The sequence below is a fragment of the Xenorhabdus griffiniae genome, from assembly GCF_015163655.1.
GTDB lineage: Bacteria > Pseudomonadota > Gammaproteobacteria > Enterobacterales > Enterobacteriaceae > Xenorhabdus > Xenorhabdus griffiniae.
Window position 1 is genome coordinate 38,763 of the sequence record NZ_JADEUF010000002.1, and the last position, 21,958, is coordinate 60,720.

General features: G+C 43.3%; 23 protein-coding genes and 2 tRNA genes. 4 read left to right on the top strand and 21 right to left on the bottom strand.

The features are described 5' to 3' along the window. Nucleotides 1-55 precede the first annotated feature (55 nt). The 4 genes from modC to IQ211_RS00975 all read right to left on the bottom strand — a co-directional run bounded on the left by modC (nucleotide 56) and on the right by IQ211_RS00975 (nucleotide 3,023). Nucleotides 56-1,120 carry a molybdenum ABC transporter ATP-binding protein ModC gene (gene modC / locus IQ211_RS00960; protein WP_189758135.1) on the bottom strand — a complete coding sequence of 355 codons (1,065 nt, stop codon included), beginning with the start codon at nucleotides 1,118-1,120 and terminating at the stop codon, nucleotides 56-58. Then, a complete protein-coding gene (gene modB, locus IQ211_RS00965; protein WP_189758134.1) occupies nucleotides 1,114-1,806 on the bottom strand; it encodes a molybdate ABC transporter permease subunit in 693 nt (230 codons plus the stop codon). Before modB ends, modC begins: the two co-directional genes overlap by 7 nt. A gap of 17 nt (nucleotides 1,807-1,823) precedes the next feature. Continuing rightward, nucleotides 1,824-2,594 (bottom strand): molybdate ABC transporter substrate-binding protein, encoded by a 771-nt coding sequence (gene modA / locus IQ211_RS00970; RefSeq protein WP_189758133.1) that lies wholly within the window; start codon nucleotides 2,592-2,594, stop codon nucleotides 1,824-1,826. A 294-nt stretch (nucleotides 2,595-2,888) separates the two neighbouring features. Beyond that, nucleotides 2,889-3,023, bottom strand: a complete 135-nt coding sequence (locus tag IQ211_RS00975; protein WP_074018394.1) for an AcrZ family multidrug efflux pump-associated protein — start codon at nucleotides 3,021-3,023, stop codon at nucleotides 2,889-2,891. Between the two features lie 176 nt (nucleotides 3,024-3,199). On the opposite strand from IQ211_RS00975, the gene modE reads away from it, so the two are divergent. From modE to gpmA, 4 genes are all read left to right on the top strand, one after another. Further along, complete coding sequence (modE, locus tag IQ211_RS00980) at nucleotides 3,200-3,991, top strand: molybdenum-dependent transcriptional regulator (protein ID WP_189758132.1); 792 nt, start codon at nucleotides 3,200-3,202, stop codon at nucleotides 3,989-3,991. 211 nt (nucleotides 3,992-4,202) lie between these two features. Further along, nucleotides 4,203-5,687 (top strand): molybdate ABC transporter ATP-binding protein ModF, encoded by a 1,485-nt coding sequence (gene modF / locus IQ211_RS00985; protein ID WP_189758131.1) that lies wholly within the window; start codon nucleotides 4,203-4,205, stop codon nucleotides 5,685-5,687. Between the two features lie 211 nt (nucleotides 5,688-5,898). Then, entirely contained in the window at nucleotides 5,899-6,738 is an 840-nt protein-coding gene (locus IQ211_RS00990) for a CPBP family intramembrane glutamic endopeptidase (protein WP_189758130.1), read from the top strand. Between the two features lie 229 nt (nucleotides 6,739-6,967). Then, nucleotides 6,968-7,720: a 2,3-diphosphoglycerate-dependent phosphoglycerate mutase gene (gene gpmA, locus IQ211_RS00995; RefSeq protein ID WP_189758129.1), complete on the top strand. Its 753-nt coding sequence runs from the start codon at nucleotides 6,968-6,970 to the stop codon at nucleotides 7,718-7,720. Nucleotides 7,721-7,790: 70 nt separating this feature from the next. On the opposite strand, the gene aroG is transcribed toward gpmA, so the two are convergent. The 17 genes from aroG to sucC form a co-directional block, all read right to left on the bottom strand. Further along, nucleotides 7,791-8,843, bottom strand: a complete 1,053-nt coding sequence (aroG, locus tag IQ211_RS01000) for a 3-deoxy-7-phosphoheptulonate synthase AroG (RefSeq protein WP_189758128.1) — start codon at nucleotides 8,841-8,843, stop codon at nucleotides 7,791-7,793. A gap of 310 nt (nucleotides 8,844-9,153) precedes the next feature. Beyond that, the gene (pnuC, locus tag IQ211_RS01005) at nucleotides 9,154-9,873 is read right to left on the bottom strand and encodes a nicotinamide riboside transporter PnuC (protein ID WP_189758127.1); all 720 of its coding nucleotides are present in this window, start codon (nucleotides 9,871-9,873) and stop codon (nucleotides 9,154-9,156) included. 275 nt (nucleotides 9,874-10,148) lie between these two features. After that, a tRNA-Lys gene (locus IQ211_RS01010) sits at nucleotides 10,149-10,224 on the bottom strand. A gap of 31 nt (nucleotides 10,225-10,255) precedes the next feature. Next, nucleotides 10,256-10,331 (bottom strand) — tRNA-Lys (locus IQ211_RS01015). Nucleotides 10,332-10,487: 156 nt separating this feature from the next. Next, nucleotides 10,488-11,252, bottom strand: coding sequence for a cell division protein CpoB (gene cpoB / locus IQ211_RS01020; RefSeq protein ID WP_189758126.1), 765 nt, complete (start codon nucleotides 11,250-11,252; stop codon nucleotides 10,488-10,490). Nucleotides 11,253-11,261: 9 nt separating this feature from the next. Further along, a complete protein-coding gene (gene pal / locus IQ211_RS01025; RefSeq protein ID WP_047770281.1) occupies nucleotides 11,262-11,762 on the bottom strand; it encodes a peptidoglycan-associated lipoprotein Pal in 501 nt (166 codons plus the stop codon). A 42-nt stretch (nucleotides 11,763-11,804) separates the two neighbouring features. Continuing rightward, nucleotides 11,805-13,091, bottom strand: a complete 1,287-nt coding sequence (gene tolB, locus IQ211_RS01030; protein ID WP_399477643.1) for a Tol-Pal system beta propeller repeat protein TolB — start codon at nucleotides 13,089-13,091, stop codon at nucleotides 11,805-11,807. A gap of 190 nt (nucleotides 13,092-13,281) precedes the next feature. Next, nucleotides 13,282-14,349: a cell envelope integrity protein TolA gene (gene tolA / locus IQ211_RS01035; RefSeq protein WP_189758124.1), complete on the bottom strand. Its 1,068-nt coding sequence runs from the start codon at nucleotides 14,347-14,349 to the stop codon at nucleotides 13,282-13,284. Between the two features lie 35 nt (nucleotides 14,350-14,384). Further along, the gene (gene tolR, locus IQ211_RS01040; protein WP_189758123.1) at nucleotides 14,385-14,816 is read right to left on the bottom strand and encodes a colicin uptake protein TolR; all 432 of its coding nucleotides are present in this window, start codon (nucleotides 14,814-14,816) and stop codon (nucleotides 14,385-14,387) included. 24 nt (nucleotides 14,817-14,840) lie between these two features. Continuing rightward, nucleotides 14,841-15,530, bottom strand: coding sequence for a Tol-Pal system protein TolQ (gene tolQ, locus IQ211_RS01045; RefSeq protein WP_099131152.1), 690 nt, complete (start codon nucleotides 15,528-15,530; stop codon nucleotides 14,841-14,843). Next, entirely contained in the window at nucleotides 15,527-15,931 is a 405-nt protein-coding gene (gene ybgC / locus IQ211_RS01050) for a tol-pal system-associated acyl-CoA thioesterase (RefSeq protein ID WP_189758122.1), read from the bottom strand. The genes tolQ and ybgC overlap by 4 nt, the downstream gene beginning before the upstream one ends. 114 nt (nucleotides 15,932-16,045) lie before the next feature. Continuing rightward, nucleotides 16,046-16,321: a cyd operon protein YbgE gene (ybgE, locus tag IQ211_RS01055; RefSeq protein ID WP_189758121.1), complete on the bottom strand. Its 276-nt coding sequence runs from the start codon at nucleotides 16,319-16,321 to the stop codon at nucleotides 16,046-16,048. Then, a complete protein-coding gene (gene cydX, locus IQ211_RS01060; protein WP_099131149.1) occupies nucleotides 16,321-16,437 on the bottom strand; it encodes a cytochrome bd-I oxidase subunit CydX in 117 nt (38 codons plus the stop codon). Before cydX ends, ybgE begins: the two co-directional genes overlap by 1 nt. An 11-nt stretch (nucleotides 16,438-16,448) precedes the next feature. Next, nucleotides 16,449-17,588, bottom strand: a complete 1,140-nt coding sequence (gene cydB / locus IQ211_RS01065) for a cytochrome d ubiquinol oxidase subunit II (protein WP_189758120.1) — start codon at nucleotides 17,586-17,588, stop codon at nucleotides 16,449-16,451. A 14-nt stretch (nucleotides 17,589-17,602) separates the two neighbouring features. Further along, complete coding sequence (gene cydA / locus IQ211_RS01070; protein ID WP_189758119.1) at nucleotides 17,603-19,174, bottom strand: cytochrome ubiquinol oxidase subunit I; 1,572 nt, start codon at nucleotides 19,172-19,174, stop codon at nucleotides 17,603-17,605. 644 nt (nucleotides 19,175-19,818) lie between these two features. After that, entirely contained in the window at nucleotides 19,819-20,688 is an 870-nt protein-coding gene (gene sucD, locus IQ211_RS01075; protein ID WP_099131146.1) for a succinate--CoA ligase subunit alpha, read from the bottom strand. Beyond that, on the bottom strand, nucleotides 20,688-21,854 hold the full coding sequence (sucC, locus tag IQ211_RS01080; RefSeq protein WP_189758118.1) for an ADP-forming succinate--CoA ligase subunit beta: 1,167 nt from the start codon (nucleotides 21,852-21,854) through the stop codon (nucleotides 20,688-20,690). Before sucC ends, sucD begins: the two co-directional genes overlap by 1 nt. Nucleotides 21,855-21,958: the final 104 nt, after the last annotated feature.

A 21,958-nucleotide genomic window follows, 5' to 3' on the forward strand; every position in this document is an offset into this window, starting at 1 on the left:
TCCAACGGGAGCAAATCAGTCCACTGCTCTGCTCCCTATATAATGTTCCAGATAGTTATAAGTGACGATTCAACGAAACGCTTTTTATCTGTGCATACAACCATTGCCCTGCCCGCAAATTAAGCTCTTCCCGCGCCCATGGCGTAATTCTTGCCCACAGGCTATGTTCACTCACTGCTAATTTGACATCAACCTGACCATTATCTTCAAAAAACTCAATGACTTTGACTTGTAAGGTGTTACGGATGCTGCTGGATTTTGGTGGCTCCAAGGCTAAAGAAACATCGGATGCATCAATACGGATACGCAGATCCGCTCCGGGAGAAACATTAACTAGTGGCAACCAAAGAAGTTTGTCAGACACCGCGACGGCGGTCATTTGATAACGTTGATGATGCTCCATAACAGAAACTTTTAGTATGCTACCCAAACTCTCTTTTTGCAGCCATGGACGCAATGCACTGCTCGACCAGACCTCTTCCAAGGTTCCTGTTGCCCTTATTTTTCCGTTGTCCATGACAATAACATTCTCTGCCAAACGTAAAATTTCATCCAAACTGTGACTGACATAAAGGATCGGGATTTTGACGTCTTTGGATAACTTTTCAAGATAAGGTAATAACTCGCGTTTACGCGGTAAATCTAATGATGCCAGTGGCTCATCCATAAGCAGGATTTCAGGGGCAGTCAATAATGCACGGCCAATCGCTACTCTCTGTCTTTCTCCACCAGATAACGTGATGGGGAAACGAGATAGCAAATGTTCAATTCCCAACAAGCCAATGATGTTGTCAAACTGGGGTTTCATCTCTGGCGCCATGCCGTACTGTAAGTTTCCCTTCACGCGATAATGCGGAAAAAGTCGTGCATCCTGAAAGACATAACCAATTCGGCGCTTCTCTGGAGGCACAAAGATCCTTTGTTCTGTATCCACTAAGGTAGTGCCGTTTAAAACAATGTGGCCTTTTTGTGGATGGCTCAATCCCGCAATCACATTGATCAATGAGGTTTTTCCTGCCCCCGAAAGACCAAATACGGCAGTAATATTTTCTGTTGGTAAAGTGGTATTCACTTGCATGTGAAGATCACCCAATCGCTGCTCAAAATCCAACTCTAACATGTTGCCCCCAAACGTTTTTTCCCCCAACGTGTCAGCCACTCAGAAAGCATCAATGACACCAGAGCCAATGCAATGGCAATAACACACAAACGGGCTGCGGCGGTTTCAGCACCTGGCGTTTCTATCAAGGTATACATGGCAAGAGGAATGGTTCGGGTTTCCCCCGGAATATTGGAAACAAAGGTGATGGTGGCACCAAATTCACCCAACGAGCGGGCGAACGCCAATACCGCACCAACGATGATGCCAGGTAATGACAATGGCAGGGTAATGGTGAAAAAGACTTTAAGCGAACCTGCCCCCAAAGTACGGGCAGCCTGTTCCAGACGCCGATCCACACTCTCCAATGACAACCGAATGGCCCTGACCATCAGTGGAAAAGCCACCACAGCCGAAGCTAATGCCGCCCCTGTCCAATTAAATGCAAAGCTGATACCAAGACAGTCATAAAGGAATTCACCAATGACTCCGTGCCGCCCCATACTGATAAGCAACAAATATCCCACCACGACTGGCGGTAATACCAGCGGCAGGTGAATAATGCTGTCAAGCAGGGATTTGCCAACAAACTGGCAGCGAGCCAGCATCCATGCCATTAAGATCCCTAATGGCAAACTGAATAGCACCGCAATTGCTGAGATTTTTAAGCTCAGTAAAATTGCTTGCCATTCATATTCACTTAACATCTCCAAAAGATCCGTTCCTACAGTGGACTAAAGCCGTAACGTTTAAAAATAGCTGCGGCTTCAGGGGTTTTAAGGTAATCATAAAAATCGCGAACAGCCTGTTTTTCATGACCTTTGACTATTGCTATCGGATATTCCACCGGTTTATGGCTTTCAGGTGGGAAAACGCCCACAACTTTGACCTTATTGCTGGCAACGGCATCAGAACCATAAACAATGCCCAGCGGGGCTTCGGCTCGTTCCACCAACGCCATACCACTACGCACATTGTTAGTGCGTGCCATCAATGGATTAACCGTATCCCATGCATTCAAATATTGCAGGGATTCTTTAGCATAAATACCAACCGGTACATGATCAGGATCGCCAACCGCTAACCGCCCTCCCGCCAGCAAAGACTTCCATTTTGTTTCTTGGTTGATCTCAACTTGATTCAAATGACTCTCTTTCGGCGCAATCAGGACAAGCTGGTTACCCAACAAGGTATGACGAGTATTTTCACCAATTAATTGTTTGTCAGTCGCGTAATTCATCCACTGCTGATCGGCAGAAATAAAAATATCCGCCGGAGCTCCCTGCGCTATCTGGCGAGCCAGTGTTGATGATGATGCATAAGAGGCAACAATATCGCCCCGTTTCTCTTTTTTATACTGTGCCGCAATCTCATCTAATGCATTGGTTAATGAAGCGGCCGCAAAAACCGTCACCTTATCTGCTGCCCAGACGTTTCCAGCAAGCGCAAAAGAAACGACAGCCCCTGTCAGTAACTGATAAACTTTATTTTTCATTTTATACTCACCTAAGATCATCAATATGGTGCGTTGTATATAACAAGATACAACGTTAAATGAAAACGCTATTCTGAGATTAATCGGCAAGTTGTGAGTTAGTTTTAGTTTTTATACCAATCTAACTTCAAATCACGTTTCATATCGTGTTGTAAATTGCAACTTGAAGTTTAATGCGGATATGTTGATCTCAATGCAAAAGTTACATACAAAAAGTTGCATATCATATAAAGAAAAGGCAGGAATTTGATGATTACCCGGATAACCGGGTAATAGAAATGACAAAGCTCAAGATTAACGACTGGTATTTTCTGTTTTGGAGATAAGATTGAATAATCCCCCAAGCCCGTAAATCAACGCCAAAATCGCAGCCATCACCACGGGGACCATGATCAGTGCAAATCCCATACTTTTAAGCAATTCAAACATGCTAACCTCATATCCTGAGTGATTCACAAATTAACTGTGTCATTTCTGAATCTGACATAACACAGACGTTAATTGGGTTATTCTAGACAATAAAACAGTAACAGTAACCGTCGAAACGTGCGATTCTTATGGTTCTGTTGTAAGAACGCTCAAATAGTTACCCTAAATAAATCACTATGCAAGCCCAAATATTGTTAACACTAAAATTGCAACAACGTCTGTTCGCCGATCCCCGACGAATTGCGTTGCTTAAACAAATTAAAATCACGGGTTCTATCAGCCAAGGCGCAAAACAAGCTGGGATCAGCTATAAAAGTGCCTGGGATGCCATCAATGAAATGAATCAGCTCGCTGATGAAATCCTGGTGGAACGTGCCACAGGCGGAAAAGGCGGCGGCGGTGCCTTACTAACCCATTATGGCGAACGTCTGTTGCAGCTTTATGATTTGCTGGAGAAAATTCAACAAAAAGCGTTTGATGTCTTGCAAGAAGATTCCCTGCCTCTGGACAGCTTGCTTGCGGCTATATCTCGTTTTTCGTTACAAACCAGTGCCCGAAATCAATTTTTTGGTACGATCATTGAACGTAGCCACGGCAATATTCAACAACATGTTCGTATTCTGTTGGCAGAGGGTAAAACATCAATCTATGCGGCTGTAACGGAACAAAGTGCCAATCGACTGAATTTAGTCACCGGAAAAGAAGTGTTGGTGTTGATTAAAGCGCCGTGGATAATCCTAACTAAAGATCATCTTTCTTCTGCTTCATTCGATAATGTCCTATCCGGCCAGGTCAGCCATATTGAAACAGGCACAGAACACAGCGAAATTATTCTGACCCTTGATGGCGGTGAATCCCTTTGCGTTACGTTATCCAATCAGGAAGTGGCACGTTTGCAGCTCCAGCCCTGCGATTCTGTTGCTGCACTTTTCGATGCTGATAAAGTGATTATTGCCACTTTATGCTAAATCGATTGCAAAAGTGATTAACCCTCAATAAATAACAAACAGCTATACGCATTAAACTTCAAGAACACTATATGAAACTTGATATCTCCCCGCGAAGCGGGGGAGATATCACACGCATCTTGAAGTTAGATTGGTATACACATTGACATTGAACATTATTCCGCTTATTTCTGATGATCCTTTAATTGATGTTGCTTAAAAAGGAAGAAGAATGTCTGAATTGCAAATAAAGCAAGGTAGTTTCCGTTTAAGTGACACCCGTACCCTACGGCTACCGTCACTGAAAATTATTTCTGGTGAAAGCTGGGCTTTTGTTGGCGCAAACGGCAGTGGAAAATCTTCATTGGCGCGTGCACTGTCGGATGAATTAATCCAACTGGCAGGTGACCGTCATTGTTCGTTTCGCACACCAATACGTCTATCTTTCGAACAATTACAAAAACTGATTGATGAAGAGTGGCAACGCAACAATACAGATTTGCTCAGTGAAGGAGAAGAAGATACTGGACGCACTGCCGCAGACATCATCCAGCTTCACCATAAAGACAATGAATTGTGTCTTGAATTAAGCGAATATTTTGGTATCAAGGATCTGCTTTCACGACGATTCAAATACCTTTCAACAGGGGAAGTTCGTAAGGTTTTGCTATGTCAGGCATTAATGGTAAACCCGGACCTGCTTATCCTTGATGAACCTTTTGATGGGCTAGACAGTTATGCCCGCAATCAACTTACCCAATTATTAAGTTCTCTGGCAGCAAAAGGCATTACTTTAGTTTTAATCTTAACCCGATTCCATGAAATTCCTGATTTTGTCGAACAAGTCGGTGTACTGGCGGATTGTCATCTGACGCTGGCCGGAGAGAAAGAACGCATTTTGGCAGAATCTCTCGTGGCACAGTTAGCACACAGTGAAAGGCTGAAAAATATTCATCTTCCCGAAGCAGATGAATACCGGACTGATGGACGACTTCCCGCTGATCAACCTTTGGTGTCAATGCGTGATGTTATTGTCCAATACAACGATAAACCCATTTTGCACGGCTTAAGCTGGCAGGTTAACCCTAATGAACACTGGCAAATCATCGGTGAAAATGGCGCGGGTAAATCGACACTTCTTAGCCTAATTACGGGCGATCACCCGCAAGGTTACAGCAATGAATTAATATTATTTGGCCGTCAACGGGGAAGTGGTGAAACGATTTGGGACATCAAACGTCACATTGGTTATGTCAGTAACAGTATTCATCTGGAATATCGTGTCAGTACCCGTGTTCGGAATGTTATCCTGTCTGGTTTCTTCGATTCAATAGGACTCTATCAGGCCGTTTCAGATCGACAGCAACAGTTAGCAGATGAATGGCTGGGTTTATTGGGATTATCTGGAGCAACAGCAAATAGCCCGTTTCATAGTTTGTCATGGGGGCAACAGCGACTGGTTTTGATTGCCCGCGCTCTGGTGAAGCATCCCGCTTTATTGATCCTGGATGAACCCTTGCAAGGGCTTGATCCTCTAAACCGCCAGTTAGTTCTGCGTTTCATTGACATCATGATTACTCATGGTAATACACAGCTTCTGTTTGTTTCCCATCATCAAGAAGATGCGCCACAGTGCATTACCCATCGTCTGCGATTTATTCCTGACGGTGATATTTATCGGTATGAAACTGAAAATATTTCCTTAGAATCACTGTAGTCATCTTTTTTCGTTCAATGCATGACGATGCTCCCTCTCTTGACGGAGAGGGATTTCTGTTACCGTTCAATTTAATCACTCTTTAATAAAATCAAGTCATATTTTTTTGATATTTTTTATTATTATTTTTGAATTTTTTAACCATTACTATAGAATCACCGTTTATTTTTAGATTATTTCATTGGTTTTTTCAAAGATATTAGGGAATTATATGGCTTGGGCATTACTTGCCATTGCATTGGCTCTTTTAGAGCGTCGTCAGAAAATTGCTTTTTTCGTCGCACTCTTCGCTATCATTGCTGGGATCAACACTAACATACTTACCTACCCTGCTATAATCACGCTGACAGTGATCACTCTTTTAGGTATGGCATATCGTTATTGCCAAAAAAACAGCGAAAAACATTTTGTCCTCAAAATCGTTATAGAGCTGTTATTACTCATCGGTGGTATTTTACTGTTTATACATTACATCCCAGGATTCCATAATCTCAAGTATCTGGATAAAGTGCAGGCAGGCCCGCTCAGCGCACCTTTTTCAATGTATTTCAACTTTGACAAGGCACTACTGCCATTTATCCTGATATTCTGTATGCCTACTTTGTTCATCCGAAAACCGTTGGCTAATGCGCCTGCTCATGGATGGGCATTATTAATTGCAGCTATTCCAGCATTATTATGGCTTGCAACCATATTAGGTGGATTATCCGTCGAACTCCATCTACCTAATTGGTTCCCGGCCTTTGTTATTGCTAATCTTTTCTTTGTCTCTTTGGCTGAAGAAGCGCTGTTTCGTGGCTATATTCAGCAGAAGCTCAGTCAATGGATGAATCCTTATTTAGCCCTTATCATTACCTCCTTGCTGTTTGGCGCTGCCCATTTTGCTGGTGGGGCTTTACTGATGATTTTTGCTACGCTGGCAGGGTTAATTTATGGTCTGACCTGGCTGTGGAGTGGGCGTTTATGGGTGGCTGTTGCTTTCCATTTTTCACTCAACTTAATGCATCTGCTATTTTTCACCTACCCAATAAAATCAGTAGTTATGCACTAAACTGAATTCCATTTGATCTGAATTGTCTCCCTCTATTCGGAGACAGTTCAGATCATAAACTCTCCGTTATTCCCCTTCCCCCAGATATATGATCGCCGTAATTATCACCAAACATGATTTAAAACAGAAGATACGAGACTATTGTTTGCCGTTTTGACCTGTCGCGCCATATAATGCCCGCAGCGATCTTTTCATTTTGTATTAAAAAGTACTGATAGGAGTTTAAGCTATGGCTGTAACTAAACTGGTTCTTGTACGGCACGGAGAAAGCGAGTGGAACAAAGAGAACCGTTTTACTGGCTGGACTGATGTTGAATTGTCCGACAAAGGCCGCTCTGAAGCACAACAAGCTGGTCAACTACTGAAAGAAGAAGGTTTTACTTTTGATTTCGCCTATACTTCCGTTCTAAAACGTGCTATTCACACTTTGTGGAATATTCTGGATCAGGTTGATCAGCAATGGCTGCCAGTTGAAAAAAGCTGGAAACTGAATGAACGTCACTACGGCGCATTACAAGGTCTGGATAAAGCAGAAACCGCAGCCAAATACGGTGATGATCAAGTTAAATTGTGGCGTCGTGGCTTTGCCATCACTCCTCCTGATTTAACCAAAGATGATGAACGCTACCCAGGCCATGATCCTCGTTACGCCAACCTGAAACCAGAAGAGCTCCCAGTTACTGAAAGCCTTGCTACGACTATTGAACGTGTTATCCCTTATTGGGAAGAAGTGATCAAGCCACGCGTAGAAAAAGGCGAAAAAGTTATTATCGCCGCTCACGGTAATTCCCTGCGTGCATTGGTGAAGTATCTGGATAATATGAGTGAAGAAGAAATTCTTGAACTGAATATTCCAACCGCTGTACCACTGGTTTATGAGTTTGATGAGAACATGAAACCTATCAAACACTACTATCTGGGCAATGCTGATGAAATCGCAGCAAAAGCAGCAGCAGTTGCAAATCAGGGTAAGGCGAAGTAATTCTCAAATCGCATAAAGAATGTTAAAAGCCGGATTGATATCCGGCTTTTTTATGGCATCTTGCAATAAATTAGCTTCTGCGACTCTGGACAGCCTGAGACAACTGGCGCAGTAACGTTTCGGTATCTTCCCAACCAATACAACCGTCGGTTATACTTTGACCATAAACCAAAGGCTTATCACTCTCCAGGCTTTGGTTTCCTTCAACCAAATGACTTTCAACCATAACACCAATGATCGCGTTTTCGCCCCCTGCAATCTGACCGCAGACATCAACACCGACGTCCATTTGTCTTTTAAACTGCTTCGCACTATTTGCATGACTAAAATCAATCATCACGCGGGGAGCCAAGCCCGCTTTTTTTAGTCCTTCTTTAACGGCACCGACATGTTCGGCACTGTAATTAGGCTCTTTGCCACCACGCAGAATAATATGGCAATCTTGGTTACCTATTGTATTAACAATCGCGGAGTGACCCCATTTCGTGACAGACAAGAAACAGTGCGATGAACTTGCTGAATTAATCGCATCAATAGCGACTTTAATTGTGCCATCTGTACCATTTTTAAAACCAACCGGACAGGACAACCCTGAAGCCAACTCGCGATGAATTTGAGACTCCGTTGTACGTGCCCCTATCGCACCCCAGCTCATGAGATCAGCTAAATACTGAGGAGTAATCATATCCAAGAATTCACCTGCCGCAGGTAATCCCATATTATTAATATCAAGCAACAACTTACGGGCAGTACGTAATCCGCCATTGATATTAAAACTGCAATCCATGCCTGGATCGTTAATCAATCCTTTCCAGCCGATAGTCGTGCGGGGCTTTTCAAAGTACACCCGCATGATAATTTCCAAATCAGCTTTCAATTCTTCACGTAATTTATTCAAGCGCTCTGCATATTCTAACGCCGCGTGTGGATCATGAATTGAACATGGACCAATCACTACCAATAGACGATCATCTTCACCAATTAAGATATTATGAATAGATTCACGTGCCTTACGAACAGTAATAGCACTCTCTTCTGTGGCCGGAAATTTTTCGAGTAATGCAACTGGTGGCAATAATTCTGTTATTTTTCTTATTCTTATATCGTCATTCTGGTAATTCATTATCCTTTCACCTAATACGTTTACAGTTATTTAAAACAATTTTGTGATCTCAATCTAACTGTTAGGCGTTGTTCTGTAAATAATCTTTGTGAGTAAAAATAGAATACTTTTTTATGGAAAATGCTATTGAGAGTAAAAATGATGTTAATTCAAATAAATATACTAATCTAACTTCAAATCACGTTTCATATCGTGTTGTAAATTGCAACTTGAAATTTAATGCGTATAGGCTAATTAAGAAGAGAATGTCTTGTAGAGAAATATCAGCTAACAGGCCATAGATTATCTATGGCCGACGATCGATTTTAATTTACATCTCCTTTGGGTTGTTATCCGCTGGTTTCGCTGCCTTAATCCACAGGCGAACACCATTCAATGCAATACCTGTCAAAATAATATATTGCAGCGACATCGCCAAAACGCCTTGATAGTAATAAATCACGACACTGATAACATCGATGATAACCCAAATCAGCCAATTTTCTACATGCTTACGCGTCATTAGTATCATTGCCACGATGGATAATACTGTCATCACTGAATCCCAGAATGGGAACGCATCGGACTGTAACTCAGGCATGATGATATTAAAGCCCATTCCCTGTAGGGCGAGTACCACCACTTTTGCCATATAACCAAATAATTGATCGATATTAAATGTCATAATCAATATGGCAGCAATGGAAATTGCGGCAACAACAGCCATCTGTTTAGGGTTGAGCCACCGAATTTTAAGCTCTATTTGTTTTTGCTCATTGACTCGGCTCCATGCATACCAACCATAGACATTGGCCGCGAAGAAAAAGATTTGCAGAATAAGGCTGGCGTAGAGTTGAATTTGAAAGAAGATAACAGCAAATAGCGAGACATTAATTAATCCAAACAGGTAATTAATGATTTTCTCCTGACTAGCAAGCCAAATACATAACAGCCCTGCTATCGTACCAACCGCTTCAATATATGAAAGGTTATAGCCGCCCGTTCCTAGTGGTATCTGCACTAATATGTTATTAATGTTGAAAAAATCCATACTTTTTTATCCTTACCATAAATAATGTTTAGTATATCAATACAAAAAACATGAAATTACGAGATAAATAGGCTATTTTGCACTTTGTTGTTTTACATACTAAACAAGATAGCGAATTTAAGAAAAAAAGTCTTTAATTATTTTAAAGAATTAAGAATGATAAGGAAAAATGTGAAGTCAGTAATCAATTTATTAAGTTATCTGCTGCGACTGTCAACGGTTCTACTGACTGAGTTAACGACCGATCTAAGGAGTATTTGAAGTGAGAGTTTAGATGGTGGGTCGTGCAGGATTCGAACCTGCGACCAATTGATTAAAAGTCAACTGCTCTACCGACTGAGCTAACGACCCATCTAAGGAGTACTTGAGGTGAGAATTTAGATGGTGGGTCGTGCAGGATTCGAACCTGCGACCAATTGATTAAAAGTCAACTGCTCTACCGACTGAGCTAACGACCCATCTAAATCTGTTTGGCAGTTATCCCTGCCAACGGCGGCATATATTACTGATTTCTCAGTATGGTGCAACGTTTATTTTAGAAAACTTGTTTAAATGCTTATTAAGCAGTCAATTATCCCCAAAAAGACCGATATCTGACCTTTCGGGGATAATTATTACATCCCAGAAAGCTTTTTCCCAGCCATTTTTGCTGCATTAGTACCAGGATATTGCTTAACCACCTGCTGATAAACCGCTTTCGCTTTATCCTTTTGCCCCTTTTCCTGCATGATTAAACCCACTTTATACAGGGAATCACTGCTTTTTTGTGACTTAGGATAGTCTTTCACGACAGTGGCAAAATAATAAGCCGCATCGTCTTTCTTGCCTTTGTTGTAATTCAACTGCCCTAACCAATAATTAGCATTCGGCAAATATTTAGACTTAGGATAGGTTTTGGCAAAATTTTGAAATGCGACAATCGCTTTATCATATTCTTTGGTATTGATAGCCAAAGAAACAGCGGCATCGTAATCACCTTTTTCACTTCCTGTACTTGCCGACACAGCAGATTGTTTATTCCCAGCTTGTGCCGAACGATTTTCTGGCTCTGAATTCTCTGCACTGGCTGGATTGGTGATTTTATCCAATTGCAGATAAAGATCTTTTTGACGTTCAATGATCTGATTTAATTGATACTGGTTTTCCTGAATTTGGCCACGGAGTGTATCGATATCACGTTGCGAATCAGAAAGTTGTTGCTGGAGCTGAGTTAATAATTGACTGTGAGCGTCAGAAATACGCTCTAATTGGGAGAGGCGCTCATCGGTGGAGCCTGAGCCGACATTACTGATTGGCGCTCGGGCGGTAGCGGCCCAAGGAGCCGCTACGCCAACCAATAACGACAGACCCAACATATAACGTCTGAAGTTACTGTTCATGCATTACTCTTAGTATACGATCACAGCGCGACGGTTTTTCGCATATGCTGCTTCGTCATGGCCAAGTACAGCTGGTTTTTCTTTACCGTAAGAAACGATAGCAAGCTGATCAGCAGAAACGCCTTTGCCTTGCAGATACATTTTCACTGCGTTCGCACGACGCTCACCCAGAGCAATGTTGTACTCTGGAGTACCACGCTCATCCGCGTGACCTTCGATAGTCACTTTAACAGATGGGTTAGTGCGCAGGAAAGCAGCGTGTGCATCCAACATCTGAGCAAATTCGCTGTTGATATCGTACTTATCGAAACCGAAGTATACGATGTTGTTGTTTTGCAGCTCTTGCATCTGCTGACGTGCTAATTCTTCAGCAGACAGAGTCTTAGAAGAATTATCAACAGTGCTTACACCAGACTGATCATTATTGCCAGTTTTGTTAGAACTACACGCTGCTACGGCCATGATTGGTAAAGCTAACATCAGCCCTTTTAGCACTTTGTTCAGTTGCATCTCTTTGATCCTTTTATAGTTTGCCATACATATTATTATGCATCACAGATACGGCGACCAGGCAGGGAATTTTACCTGTCCATCGGTAGCCGGAAGACGCGCTTTGAAACGCCCATCAGTCGAAACTAGCTGCAATACAGTTCCCCACCCTTGAGTGGAGCTATAAATCACCATAGTGCCATTAGGTGCGATGCTCGGCGTTTCATCCAGAAACGTATCTGTCAAAACTTGGACAGATCCCGTTGCCAGATCCTGTTTGGCGATATGCTGACTGCCACTCGCTGAGCTAACCATCACAATAAAACTACCGTCAGGGCTAACATCTGCATCTTGGTTTTGTGATCCTTCCCAAGTTAGGCGTTGTGGAGCACCGCCATTAATATCAATTTTATACAATTGTGGACGCCCACCCTGATCTGAGGTATAGACCAGTGTTTGGCTATCTGGCATCCAGCTTGGCTCAGTATTATTACTGCGACCATCGGTAATCTGGCGGATTTGGCCAGACGCTAAATCCATCACGTAAAGATTCAAACTACCGGTTTTAGATAATGCAAAAGCAAGCTTAGTTCCATCCGGAGAAAATGCGGGGGCTCCGTTATGGCGAGGGAACGAAGCGACCTGACGAACAGCACCTGTTGCCAGTGTTTGAATAATCAGCGCAGAGCGACCGCCTTCAAATGTAACATAGGCAAGTTTGGAAGCATCTGGCGACCAGGCCGGTGACATCAATGGTTCCGGTGAGCTATGTACGGTAAATTGATTATAACCATCATAATCAGAAACACGCAGCTCATAACGATATTTCCCCGCACTGTTATTTTTAACGACGTAAGCTATACGAGTAGTAAATGCACCCTTAATGCCTGTCAATTTTTCAAATACCTGATTACTGGCTGTGTGTGCGGCGAAACGTAACCATTTCTTTTCAACCGTGAATTGTTCTTGTGCCAAGACCGTTCCTGGTGCACCAGCAACGTCAACAAGCTGATAAGAAACCAGGAATTTACCATCTGCACTGGGTTGAATATTTCCAACAACGACCGAATCGATCCCTAACGCAGCCCATGCGGCAGGCGTTACCTCTGATGCAGTAGTTGGTTGTTGCGGCATACGAGCAGAGTCAATCGGATTAAATTTCCCGCTGTTTCTCAAATCCGCAGCAATAATTGAGCCAATATTTTCTGGTGACTCACCGACCCCAGTCCATTTAAATGGAACAACGCCAATAGAACGGGCAGAATCAACACCCTGTGTAATTTCAATGCGAACCTCTGCATGAGCAAGCGCTGCCCACATCACCAGAAAGCCCAGTATGACTTTAAACATCTGTTTAAAAGTTTGCTTCATCATCTCTCCCTTATCGCGATCTTTTTATCTGCCGCAATAATCCGCCGGATTCTAACAAACGCCAACAAACAAAACTAGACACCTAAATAAAATCTAATAATTTTGTTTGTACATATAAATTATTCGTAAGTTTGGTTAACACATAATGATTATCTACCAAACATTTAACTTACTGCGGTTTAAATTCTAGCGTGAAACTCTTAAAATATTCATAAACCTCTTTGCTTGGTGGAGGCGGCATTTTTTTTGCCAAATTAGCGGCGGTAATAGCGGCTCGACATAACGCCGGATCACCCGCTCCTGCTTTGATATCAATCAGTAATCCATCTGGCGCCAGCTTTATATTCAAATCACAAGTACGACCGATATACAGGCTTGGATCGCGAAAATTCTGCTGGATCGCAGACTGAATCCGTCCCTTGTAATTATTAATTTCCGAATCTGAAGGTCCACTTTTCTTACCGCCACCTTTTCCGGCCGAAGTTGCTCCCCCCTGCTTAGGCGTATTAGACGTTAATCCACCTAACAGATCATTAACCGTTTGAGCTTGCTTTGCTGCTTCAGCCTTAGCTTTTGCTTTCGCCTTAGCTTTTTCTTCTGCCTCTGCCTTGGCCTTAGCTTCGGCTTCGGCTTCCGCTTTAGCTTTCGCCTCAGCCGCCGCTTTACGTTTTACTGCCTCTTCAGCTTCTTTCTTCGCCTGGGCTTCCGCTTTCTGGCGGGCTTCCGCTTGCTCTTTTAGAATTCGTTCTTTTTCTGCCAGTGCTTTTGCAGCCGCTTCTTCTGCCTGCTTTTGGTCTTCACGCGCTTTGGCAGCAGCGGCATCAGCCTGTTCCTGCTCTTCACGTGCTTTAGTGGCAGCAGCCTCAGACTGTTTTTTCTGCGCTTCAGCTTCCTGCAATGCTTTAATTCGCTCTTCTTCAGCCACTTTCAAGCGTTCCTGTTCTTCCGCCTGCTTTGCCCGCAATTCAGCCGCCTGTTGCTCCGCTTTTTTCTTCCGCTGTTGTTCAGCTAACTTTGCATTGGCCTGTTGCTGTTGTTGCTGGTTATATTGCTGAACGACCGCATTCGGATCAACCATAACAGCATCAATGACAGTACCGCTTTGTCCACCGCCCCCCATTTCTGTTTTTTGCACCCAAGAACCCCAAATCAGAAATCCGATCAGGATAATGTGCAATATTACCGAAATAATAATGGCGCGATTCAGCCTATTGTTTTGCTCGCTTGTCTTTCCCACGCTCGACATCCAGAAACTTTAAGTGACAACCGTTGTCAGGCGCCGATAGGCTGAGTCATTAAGCCCACCGATTTGACACCGGCCTGACGAAGCATATTCAACGCCTTGATAATTTCATCATAAGGAACTTCCTTAGCGCCACCGATCAAGAAAACCGTTTTCGGATTGGCTTTTATCACGGTTTGAGCTTCTGCAACGATTTGCTGTTCAGGTAACAACTCCAAGCGTTCCTGATTAACAATCATGTTGTACTGCCCTACCCCAGAAACTTCCACTATGACCGGCGGATTATCCGTGCTGGAAACGGTCTTTGAATCCACCGAATCAGGTAAATCAACTTCCACACTTTGCGTGATAATCGGTGCCGTTGCCATGAAAATAAGCAGTAATACCAGCAACACGTCCAGCAAGGGGACGATATTGATCTCAGATTTTAGCTCACGTCTGCGACTACGAGTGCGCGCCATTCGCTGATTTCCCCTTACGATTTATTACGACTTATTAGTATTGGAAGCAAAAGCCTGACGATGCAGGATAGCCAGGAATTCTTCCATAAAGTTATCGTAAACTTGTTCTAGTTTGTTAACTCGCTGGTTCAGGCGGTTATAAGCCATCACCGCAGGAATTGCCGCGAACAGGCCAATCGCTGTTGCAATCAAAGCTTCAGCAATACCAGGCGCAACCATTTGCAAGGTTGCCTGTTTGACCGCTCCCAATGCAATAAAGGCATGCATGATCCCCCAAACCGTACCAAACAAACCAATATAAGGGCTGATGGAACCTACTGTACCCAGAAATGGAATATGATTTTCCAATACTTCCAATTCACGATTTAGTGAAATACGCATGGCACGGGAAGCCCCTGTAATAACCGCTTCTGGTGCATGGTTATTTGCCTGATGTAAACGAGCAAATTCTTTAAACCCGGAATGGAATATCTGCTCAGTACCACTTAACGAATCACGGCGTGACTGACTTTCTTTGTAAAGGCGAGATAATTCAATACCAGACCAAAATTTATCTTCAAATGCTTCTGCCTCACGGCTTGCGGCATTCAAGATTTTTGTTCGTTGAATAATGATTGCCCAAGAGACGATAGAGAAGCCAATCAAAATCAGCATGATCAGCTGTACTAAGAAGCCTGCCTTAAGAAATAAATCCAGGATGTTCATGTCAGTCACTGCTTAAACTCCGCGACAATAGACTTTGGAAGCGCAATCGGCTTCATTTGAGATGAATTCACGTAGACAACCAGACATTCTGCGCTGCTGATCACTACGCCATTGCAATCAACAATTCGTTGAATAAATGTTAGAGAAGCGCCACGGATATTCGTAACTTCGCTTTCAACAACCAGCTGATCATCCAGTTTTGCTGGTTTCCGGTAGTCAATCGTCATGCGACTAACAACAAAGCCAACTTGCTCATCTAACATAGACTGTTGGTGGAAACCTCTTTCCCGCAACATTTCTGTACGAGCTCTTTCGTAAAAACCCAAATACCGAGCGTGATAAACCACACCACTAGCATCTGTGTCTTCGTAGTAAACACGGATAGGCCAACGGAATAACATATTACTCATATAATCCTAATTAGGCGAATTGACGCTGTCACTATACTTAAGACAATAGCGCTTTGGAATGACCTGTCAGTAAAAAAAATTTATAGGCCGATAGCCTATAAAATTACAATTAGTTTACTTAAAGAAATGATATAAGCCAAAAAGAAGAATAAAAAATGCAGGTAACGGATGAAAAAACAATCGCCAAATAAGATGGTTAGGATGAAAACCAACACCAAAAGTAACGCCAGAACAAACTGCCCAAATCAATAAAATACCTTGCCATATTTGTAGTGAACTGGTACTGGCGGCAAAACGTGCCGGCTCCCAAAACACACAGGCAGCGAGTGTTAAGGAGATAATGAGGATAAGAGCCCTCAATGGGCCCTTATCCATAAGTTGGTAGAACATTATTTTTTGTCACTCTCAGAAGCGTTCTGTGATTCGCTATGCTCAAGTGCCAAAGCAGCAATGACCGCAAAGCTACAAGCCAAGAGCGTTCCGAGAATCCAAGCAAAATACCACATGCTTATGCTCCTTAGTACAGTGAGTGTTTGTTGTTATCAATGTAGTTCTTATCCAAACGCCCGAAGGTTTTGTAATAACACCATATGGTGTAAGACAACACGATAGGAACGAAGATAAGTGCAACAATGAACATAACTTGCAACGTCCACTGACTGGATGTCGCATCCCACATAGTCAGACTGACATTCGGATCAATGCTTGATGGCATCACGAACGGGAACATAGCAATCCCTGAAGTCAGGATAATGCAAGCGACTGTCAGGGATGAGAATAAGAATGCCCAAGCACCTTTATCCATCCAGGTAGCCAGTATAGTCAGCAGTGGGAGCAATACGCCCAACACAGGTATAGCCCACAGAACAGGATAGTTATTGAAGTTGGTCAGCCATGCGCCTGCTTGCTGGATAACTTCTTTATGTAACGGATTGGATGCCGCATTAACATCCAAGCCTCCCGTGACAACATAACCATCAATGCCATAAATCAGCCATATCCCTGCCAGCAGGAACGCAATTGCCGTTATCGCAGCACAAACATGGGTTGCAGTACGGGAGCGCAAGTGCAGTTCGCCTGTTGTACGCATTTGCAGATACGTTGCCCCTTGCGTCACAATCATCATCAGGCTAATCACCCCTGCCAGCAAACCATAAGGGTTTAGCAATCCAAAGAATGAACCCTCATAGGAGACACGCAGGTAAGAATCTACCGCCAACGGTACGCCTTGCAGCAAGTTACCGAATGCCACTCCGATAACCAATGCAGGTACGAAGCTACCGATAACCAGCCCCCAATCCCACATATTACGCCATTTGCTGCTTTCCAGTTTTGAACGGTAATCGAAGCCAACCGGACGGAAAAACAGAGCAGCCAAAACCAGAATCATGGCCACATAAAAGCCAGAGAAAGCGGCGGCATATACCATCGGCCATGCGGCAAACAGGGCACCACCCGCGGTAATTAACCAAACCTGGTTACCATCCCAGTGCGGGGCAACTGAGTTAATCATGATACGGCGTTCGGTATCATTTTTACCAATGATCCGCAGCAGGATACCCACTCCCATATCGAAACCATCAGTCACCGTGAAACCGATCAGTAACACACCAATCAGCAGCCACCATATAAATCGTAATACATCATAATCAAGCATAAGTGGACTCCTGCTTACCCAATATTATTCGCTGAAGAAGCGGTTTTTTGCTCAAAATGGTAACGTCCAGTCTTGAGGCTGCTTGGGCCAAGACGGGCAAATTTGAACATCAAGAACATCTCTGCGATCAAGAACAAAGTATACAGACCACAAATCAGCACCATTGAGAAAATCAGATCACCGACACTGCGTGTTGAAGCCGCGACAGCCGTTGGTAACACTTCACCAATCGCCCATGGCTGACGGCCATATTCTGCGACAAACCAACCAGCTTCAACGGCAATCCATGGCAATGGAATACTGAACAATGCCGCACGTAACAGCCATTTATGTTGACCGATACGGTTACGGAGAACACTCAGGAACGACAAGCCGATAACCAACAACATGATAAAACCAGCAGCAACCATGATACGGAATGCAAAGTAGAGTGGTGCTACACGTGGGATAGAGTCTTTCGCCGCGGCTTTAATTTGCTCTTCTGTCGCATCAGCTACGTTTTGGGTATAACGCTTCACGAGCATGCCATAACCAAGATCTTTCTTACTTTCATTAAATGCACTGCGAACATTCGGATCAACATTACCTGCACGCAGTTCTTCCAGTAATTCATAAGCCTTGATGCCATTACGGATACGCTGCTCATGCTGGCTCATCAAATCACGCAGACCAACAACCGGTGTATCTGTAGAGCGGGTAGCAATTAAACCTAAAACGTAAGGAATTTGGATAGCGTATTTATTTTCCATTTTGTCCTGATCGGGAAGACCAATCAGCGTGAATGAAGCTGGAGGTGGCTGGGTTTCCCACTCTGCTTCAATTGCTGCCAATTTGGTTTTCTGCACGTCCCCCATTTCATATCCAGATTCATCACCCAGAACAATGACAGACAGTACCGCAGCCATACCAAAACTCGCTGCAATCGCAAAAGAACGTTTAGCAAACCCCAAATCGCGCCCTTTAAGCAGATAGTAAGAGCTGATGCCTAGCACAAAAACAGCCCCTGTCACATAACCGGCGGCAACAGTATGGACAAATTTCACCTGTGCCACTGGGTTAAGTACCAGTTCGCTGAAGCTCACCATCTCCATTCGCATGGTTTCGAAGTTAAAGTCAGACGCAATCGGGTTTTGCATCCAACCATTCGCAATCAGGATCCACAATGCAGAGAAGTTAGAGCCTAATGCAACCAGCCAGGTAACCGCCAAGTGTTGTTTCTTACTCAGTCGATCCCACCCGAAGAAAAACAGACCAACGAATGTGGATTCGAGGAAGAATGCCATCAGACCTTCGATGGCCAAAGGCGCACCGAAAATATCACCAACATAATGTGAGAAATATGACCAGTTGGTTCCGAACTGGAACTCCATGGTCAAGCCCGTTGCGACACCCAAGGCAAAGTTAATACCAAATAACTTACCCCAGAATTTTGTCATATCTTTATAGATTTGTTTGCCAGAAAGGACATATACCGTTTCCATGATCGCAAGCAAAAACGCCATACCGAGCGTTAATGGGACGAATAGAAAATGGTACATAGCAGTTAAGGCAAACTGTAATCGTGACAGTTCGACAATATCAAACATCTTGACTCCTTGCTCCTAGCAGGAAGACACCGACTTGCGGCAACCCGACTTCGTAAAACGAAAGTCTCGTAACTACCAGCAATAAATGCCTCAAACACAACAATGAATTATTACAAAATCAAAAAACTCAATAGATACCACAATAATATTACGCCTATATTCACATACAATAAATAGCTTTTACGTGACTCAGCTTAGAATTCTGAATATAGGTCAACAATACTATACATTCTTAGGTTAATGCCTATATATACTAGATCAATTTAATCAAGTTTAGCGAATACAATCCAGAGTAATAAATTGATTTTAGTCAATTTTTTCCTTATTTTGTTAAGCTTTACAGTTATTATTTCATTATAGTTTATTTAGTGTTAATAAGTTGTTATTTGCAATGACTCGTAATTTATTTTTTGCTGTAAAACGCATTAGAAAATTAACTTTTCGTTTTCATTCTTTAAAAAATATATTTTTCCGATATTTCCAATTTAATTAATCAAATAAATAGATTTTACTAAAATCCAACTCAATTAAATTGAAAAAAAACTGATCTTATAAATGACTAACCTACTGTTAATATTATAAATAAAAATAAAAGGCCACCCCAAGGCAGCCTTTTTCTATAAAAAGAGTTTATTTTGTGATCTTTATACCAATAACGCTTTTACAGCATCACCAATGTCTGCAAGGCTACGTACTGTCTTCACACCCGCAGCTTCCAGGGCAGCAAATTTCTCGTCTGCTGTCCCTTTACCACCTGCGATAATCGCTCCGGCATGGCCCATGCGCTTACCTTTAGGTGCAGTCACACCCGCAATATAAGCAACAACCGGTTTAGTCACATGTTCTTTGATGTAAGCCGCAGCTTCTTCTTCGGCTGTACCACCAATTTCACCAATCATGACAATCGCTTCTGTCTGTGGATCTTCCTGGAACAGTTGCAGAATATCAATGAAATTTGAACCTGGGATTGGATCACCACCGATACCAACACAGGTAGATTGCCCTAACCCAGCATCTGTGGTCTGTTTAACCGCTTCATAAGTCAGTGTGCCTGAACGAGAAACAATACCCACTTTACCTGACTTGTGAATATGACCAGGCATAATACCGATCTTACATTCGTCAGGAGTAATGACTCCCGGACAGTTAGGACCAATCATACGAACACCAGCTTGATCCAGCTTTTCCTTAACGGTCAACATATCGAGTGTTGGGATGCCTTCTGTAATAGTGATGATCAGTTTAATGCCTGCATCAATCGCTTCCAGAATGGAATCTTTACAAAATGGTGCCGGAACATAGATTACAGAAGCGGTTGCACCCGTTGCTTCAACGGCTTCACGTACGGTGTTGAATACAGGTAATCCTAAATGCTCAGTGCCACCTTTACCTGGTGTTACGCCACCCACCATTTGAGTACCGTAGGCTATCGCCTGTTCCGAGTGAAAAGTCCCCTGGCTGCCAGTAAAACCCTGACAAATCACTTTGGTGTTTTTATCGATTAAAATAGACATTATTTATTCCCCGCTGCGGCTACTGCCTGTTTAGCTGCGTCAGTCAAACTGGTAGCGGCAATGATGTTCAAACCGCTATCCGCCAGCTTTTTAGCACCCAGTTCGGCATTGTTTCCTTCCAGACGAACGACTACCGGTACGTTAACACCCACTTCTTCCACCGCACCAATAATGCCGTCAGCAATCAAGTCACAGCGGACAATACCACCAAAGATATTAACCAAAACAGCTTTAACATTTTCATCTGACAAGATGATCTTAAATGCTTCGGTAACACGCTCTTTTGTGGCACCACCACCCACATCAAGGAAGTTTGCCGGTGCACCACCATGCAATTTGACAATGTCCATCGTTCCCATTGCCAGACCTGCACCATTCACCATACAACCAATATTGCCATCCAGCGCAACATAATTCAGTTCCCACTGTGCAGCCTGAGCTTCACGTGGATCTTCCTGCGAAGGATCGTGCATTTCACGCAATTCAGCCTGACGGAACATCGCATTACCATCAGCACTCAATTTTCCATCCAAACAAACCAGATCACCTTGCGTTGTGATCACCAGAGGGTTGATTTCGACCAATGCCAAATCACGCTCTAGGAACAAGTTAGCCAATCCCAAGAAAATCTTGGTGAATTGACCAACTTGTTTACCCGTCAAACCAAGTTTGAACGCCAATTCACGGCCTTGATACGGCATAGGGCCAGAGAGGGGATCGATAATGGCTTTATGAATTAACTCAGGCGTTTCTTCTGCCACTTTTTCTATTTCGACGCCACCTTCAGTAGAGGCCATGAACACTACACGACGTGTACCACGATCAACAACAGCCCCAAGATACAGCTCCTTGGCAATATCGGTAGCCCCTTCCACCAAGATCTGATGGACAGGTTGCCCCTGTGCATCTGTCTGGTAAGTTACCAGTCGTTTACCCAGCCATTGTTCAGCAAAAGTGCGGATATCTTCTTTACTGCTGACGACTTTCACGCCACCCGCTTTACCGCGGCCACCTGCATGAACCTGACATTTAACGACCCAAGGACCTGAACCAATCTTGGATGCTGCTTCTTCTGCTTCGCGCGGTGTGGTACAAGCATAGCCAGCAGGTGCTGGTAAACCATACCGTGCAAAAAGTTGTTTTGCCTGATACTCGTGTAAATTCATGATGTTCTATCCATAATTTAATTTAAGAAAGGTAAATTACCTTCTATTTTGTTGCTCTGGATATGACCAGCCCCTTGGGGCTGGCCTGCATATATTTTTACATC

What these genes read in the sequence shown, in the direction of transcription:
- IQ211_RS00990 (WP_189758130.1), top strand. Translation starts at nt 5,899, where the DNA reads ATGGCTTGGGCATTACTTGCCATTGCATTGGCTCTTTTAGAGCGTCGT.
- ybgE (WP_189758121.1), bottom strand. Translation starts at nt 16,321, where the DNA reads ATGTTCTACCAACTTATGGATAAGGGCCCATTGAGGGCTCTTATCCTC.
- tolR (WP_189758123.1), bottom strand. Translation starts at nt 14,816, where the DNA reads ATGGCGCGCACTCGTAGTCGCAGACGTGAGCTAAAATCTGAGATCAAT.
- modF (WP_189758131.1), top strand. Translation starts at nt 4,203, where the DNA reads ATGTCTGAATTGCAAATAAAGCAAGGTAGTTTCCGTTTAAGTGACACC.
- cpoB (WP_189758126.1), bottom strand. Translation starts at nt 11,252, where the DNA reads ATGAACAGTAACTTCAGACGTTATATGTTGGGTCTGTCGTTATTGGTT.
- gpmA (WP_189758129.1), top strand. Translation starts at nt 6,968, where the DNA reads ATGGCTGTAACTAAACTGGTTCTTGTACGGCACGGAGAAAGCGAGTGG.
- cydA (WP_189758119.1), bottom strand. Translation starts at nt 19,174, where the DNA reads ATGTTTGATATTGTCGAACTGTCACGATTACAGTTTGCCTTAACTGCT.
- sucC (WP_189758118.1), bottom strand. Translation starts at nt 21,854, where the DNA reads ATGAATTTACACGAGTATCAGGCAAAACAACTTTTTGCACGGTATGGT.
- cydX (WP_099131149.1), bottom strand. Translation starts at nt 16,437, where the DNA reads ATGTGGTATTTTGCTTGGATTCTCGGAACGCTCTTGGCTTGTAGCTTT.
- IQ211_RS00975 (WP_074018394.1), bottom strand. Translation starts at nt 3,023, where the DNA reads ATGTTTGAATTGCTTAAAAGTATGGGATTTGCACTGATCATGGTCCCC.
- modA (WP_189758133.1), bottom strand. Translation starts at nt 2,594, where the DNA reads ATGAAAAATAAAGTTTATCAGTTACTGACAGGGGCTGTCGTTTCTTTT.
- pal (WP_047770281.1), bottom strand. Translation starts at nt 11,762, where the DNA reads ATGCAACTGAACAAAGTGCTAAAAGGGCTGATGTTAGCTTTACCAATC.
- tolB (WP_399477643.1), bottom strand. Translation starts at nt 13,091, where the DNA reads ATGTTTAAAGTCATACTGGGCTTTCTGGTGATGTGGGCAGCGCTTGCT.
- modC (WP_189758135.1), bottom strand. Translation starts at nt 1,120, where the DNA reads ATGTTAGAGTTGGATTTTGAGCAGCGATTGGGTGATCTTCACATGCAA.
- aroG (WP_189758128.1), bottom strand. Translation starts at nt 8,843, where the DNA reads ATGAATTACCAGAATGACGATATAAGAATAAGAAAAATAACAGAATTA.
- ybgC (WP_189758122.1), bottom strand. Translation starts at nt 15,931, where the DNA reads ATGAGTAATATGTTATTCCGTTGGCCTATCCGTGTTTACTACGAAGAC.
- sucD (WP_099131146.1), bottom strand. Translation starts at nt 20,688, where the DNA reads ATGTCTATTTTAATCGATAAAAACACCAAAGTGATTTGTCAGGGTTTT.
- modE (WP_189758132.1), top strand. Translation starts at nt 3,200, where the DNA reads ATGCAAGCCCAAATATTGTTAACACTAAAATTGCAACAACGTCTGTTC.
- cydB (WP_189758120.1), bottom strand. Translation starts at nt 17,588, where the DNA reads ATGCTTGATTATGATGTATTACGATTTATATGGTGGCTGCTGATTGGT.
- pnuC (WP_189758127.1), bottom strand. Translation starts at nt 9,873, where the DNA reads ATGGATTTTTTCAACATTAATAACATATTAGTGCAGATACCACTAGGA.
- modB (WP_189758134.1), bottom strand. Translation starts at nt 1,806, where the DNA reads ATGTTAAGTGAATATGAATGGCAAGCAATTTTACTGAGCTTAAAAATC.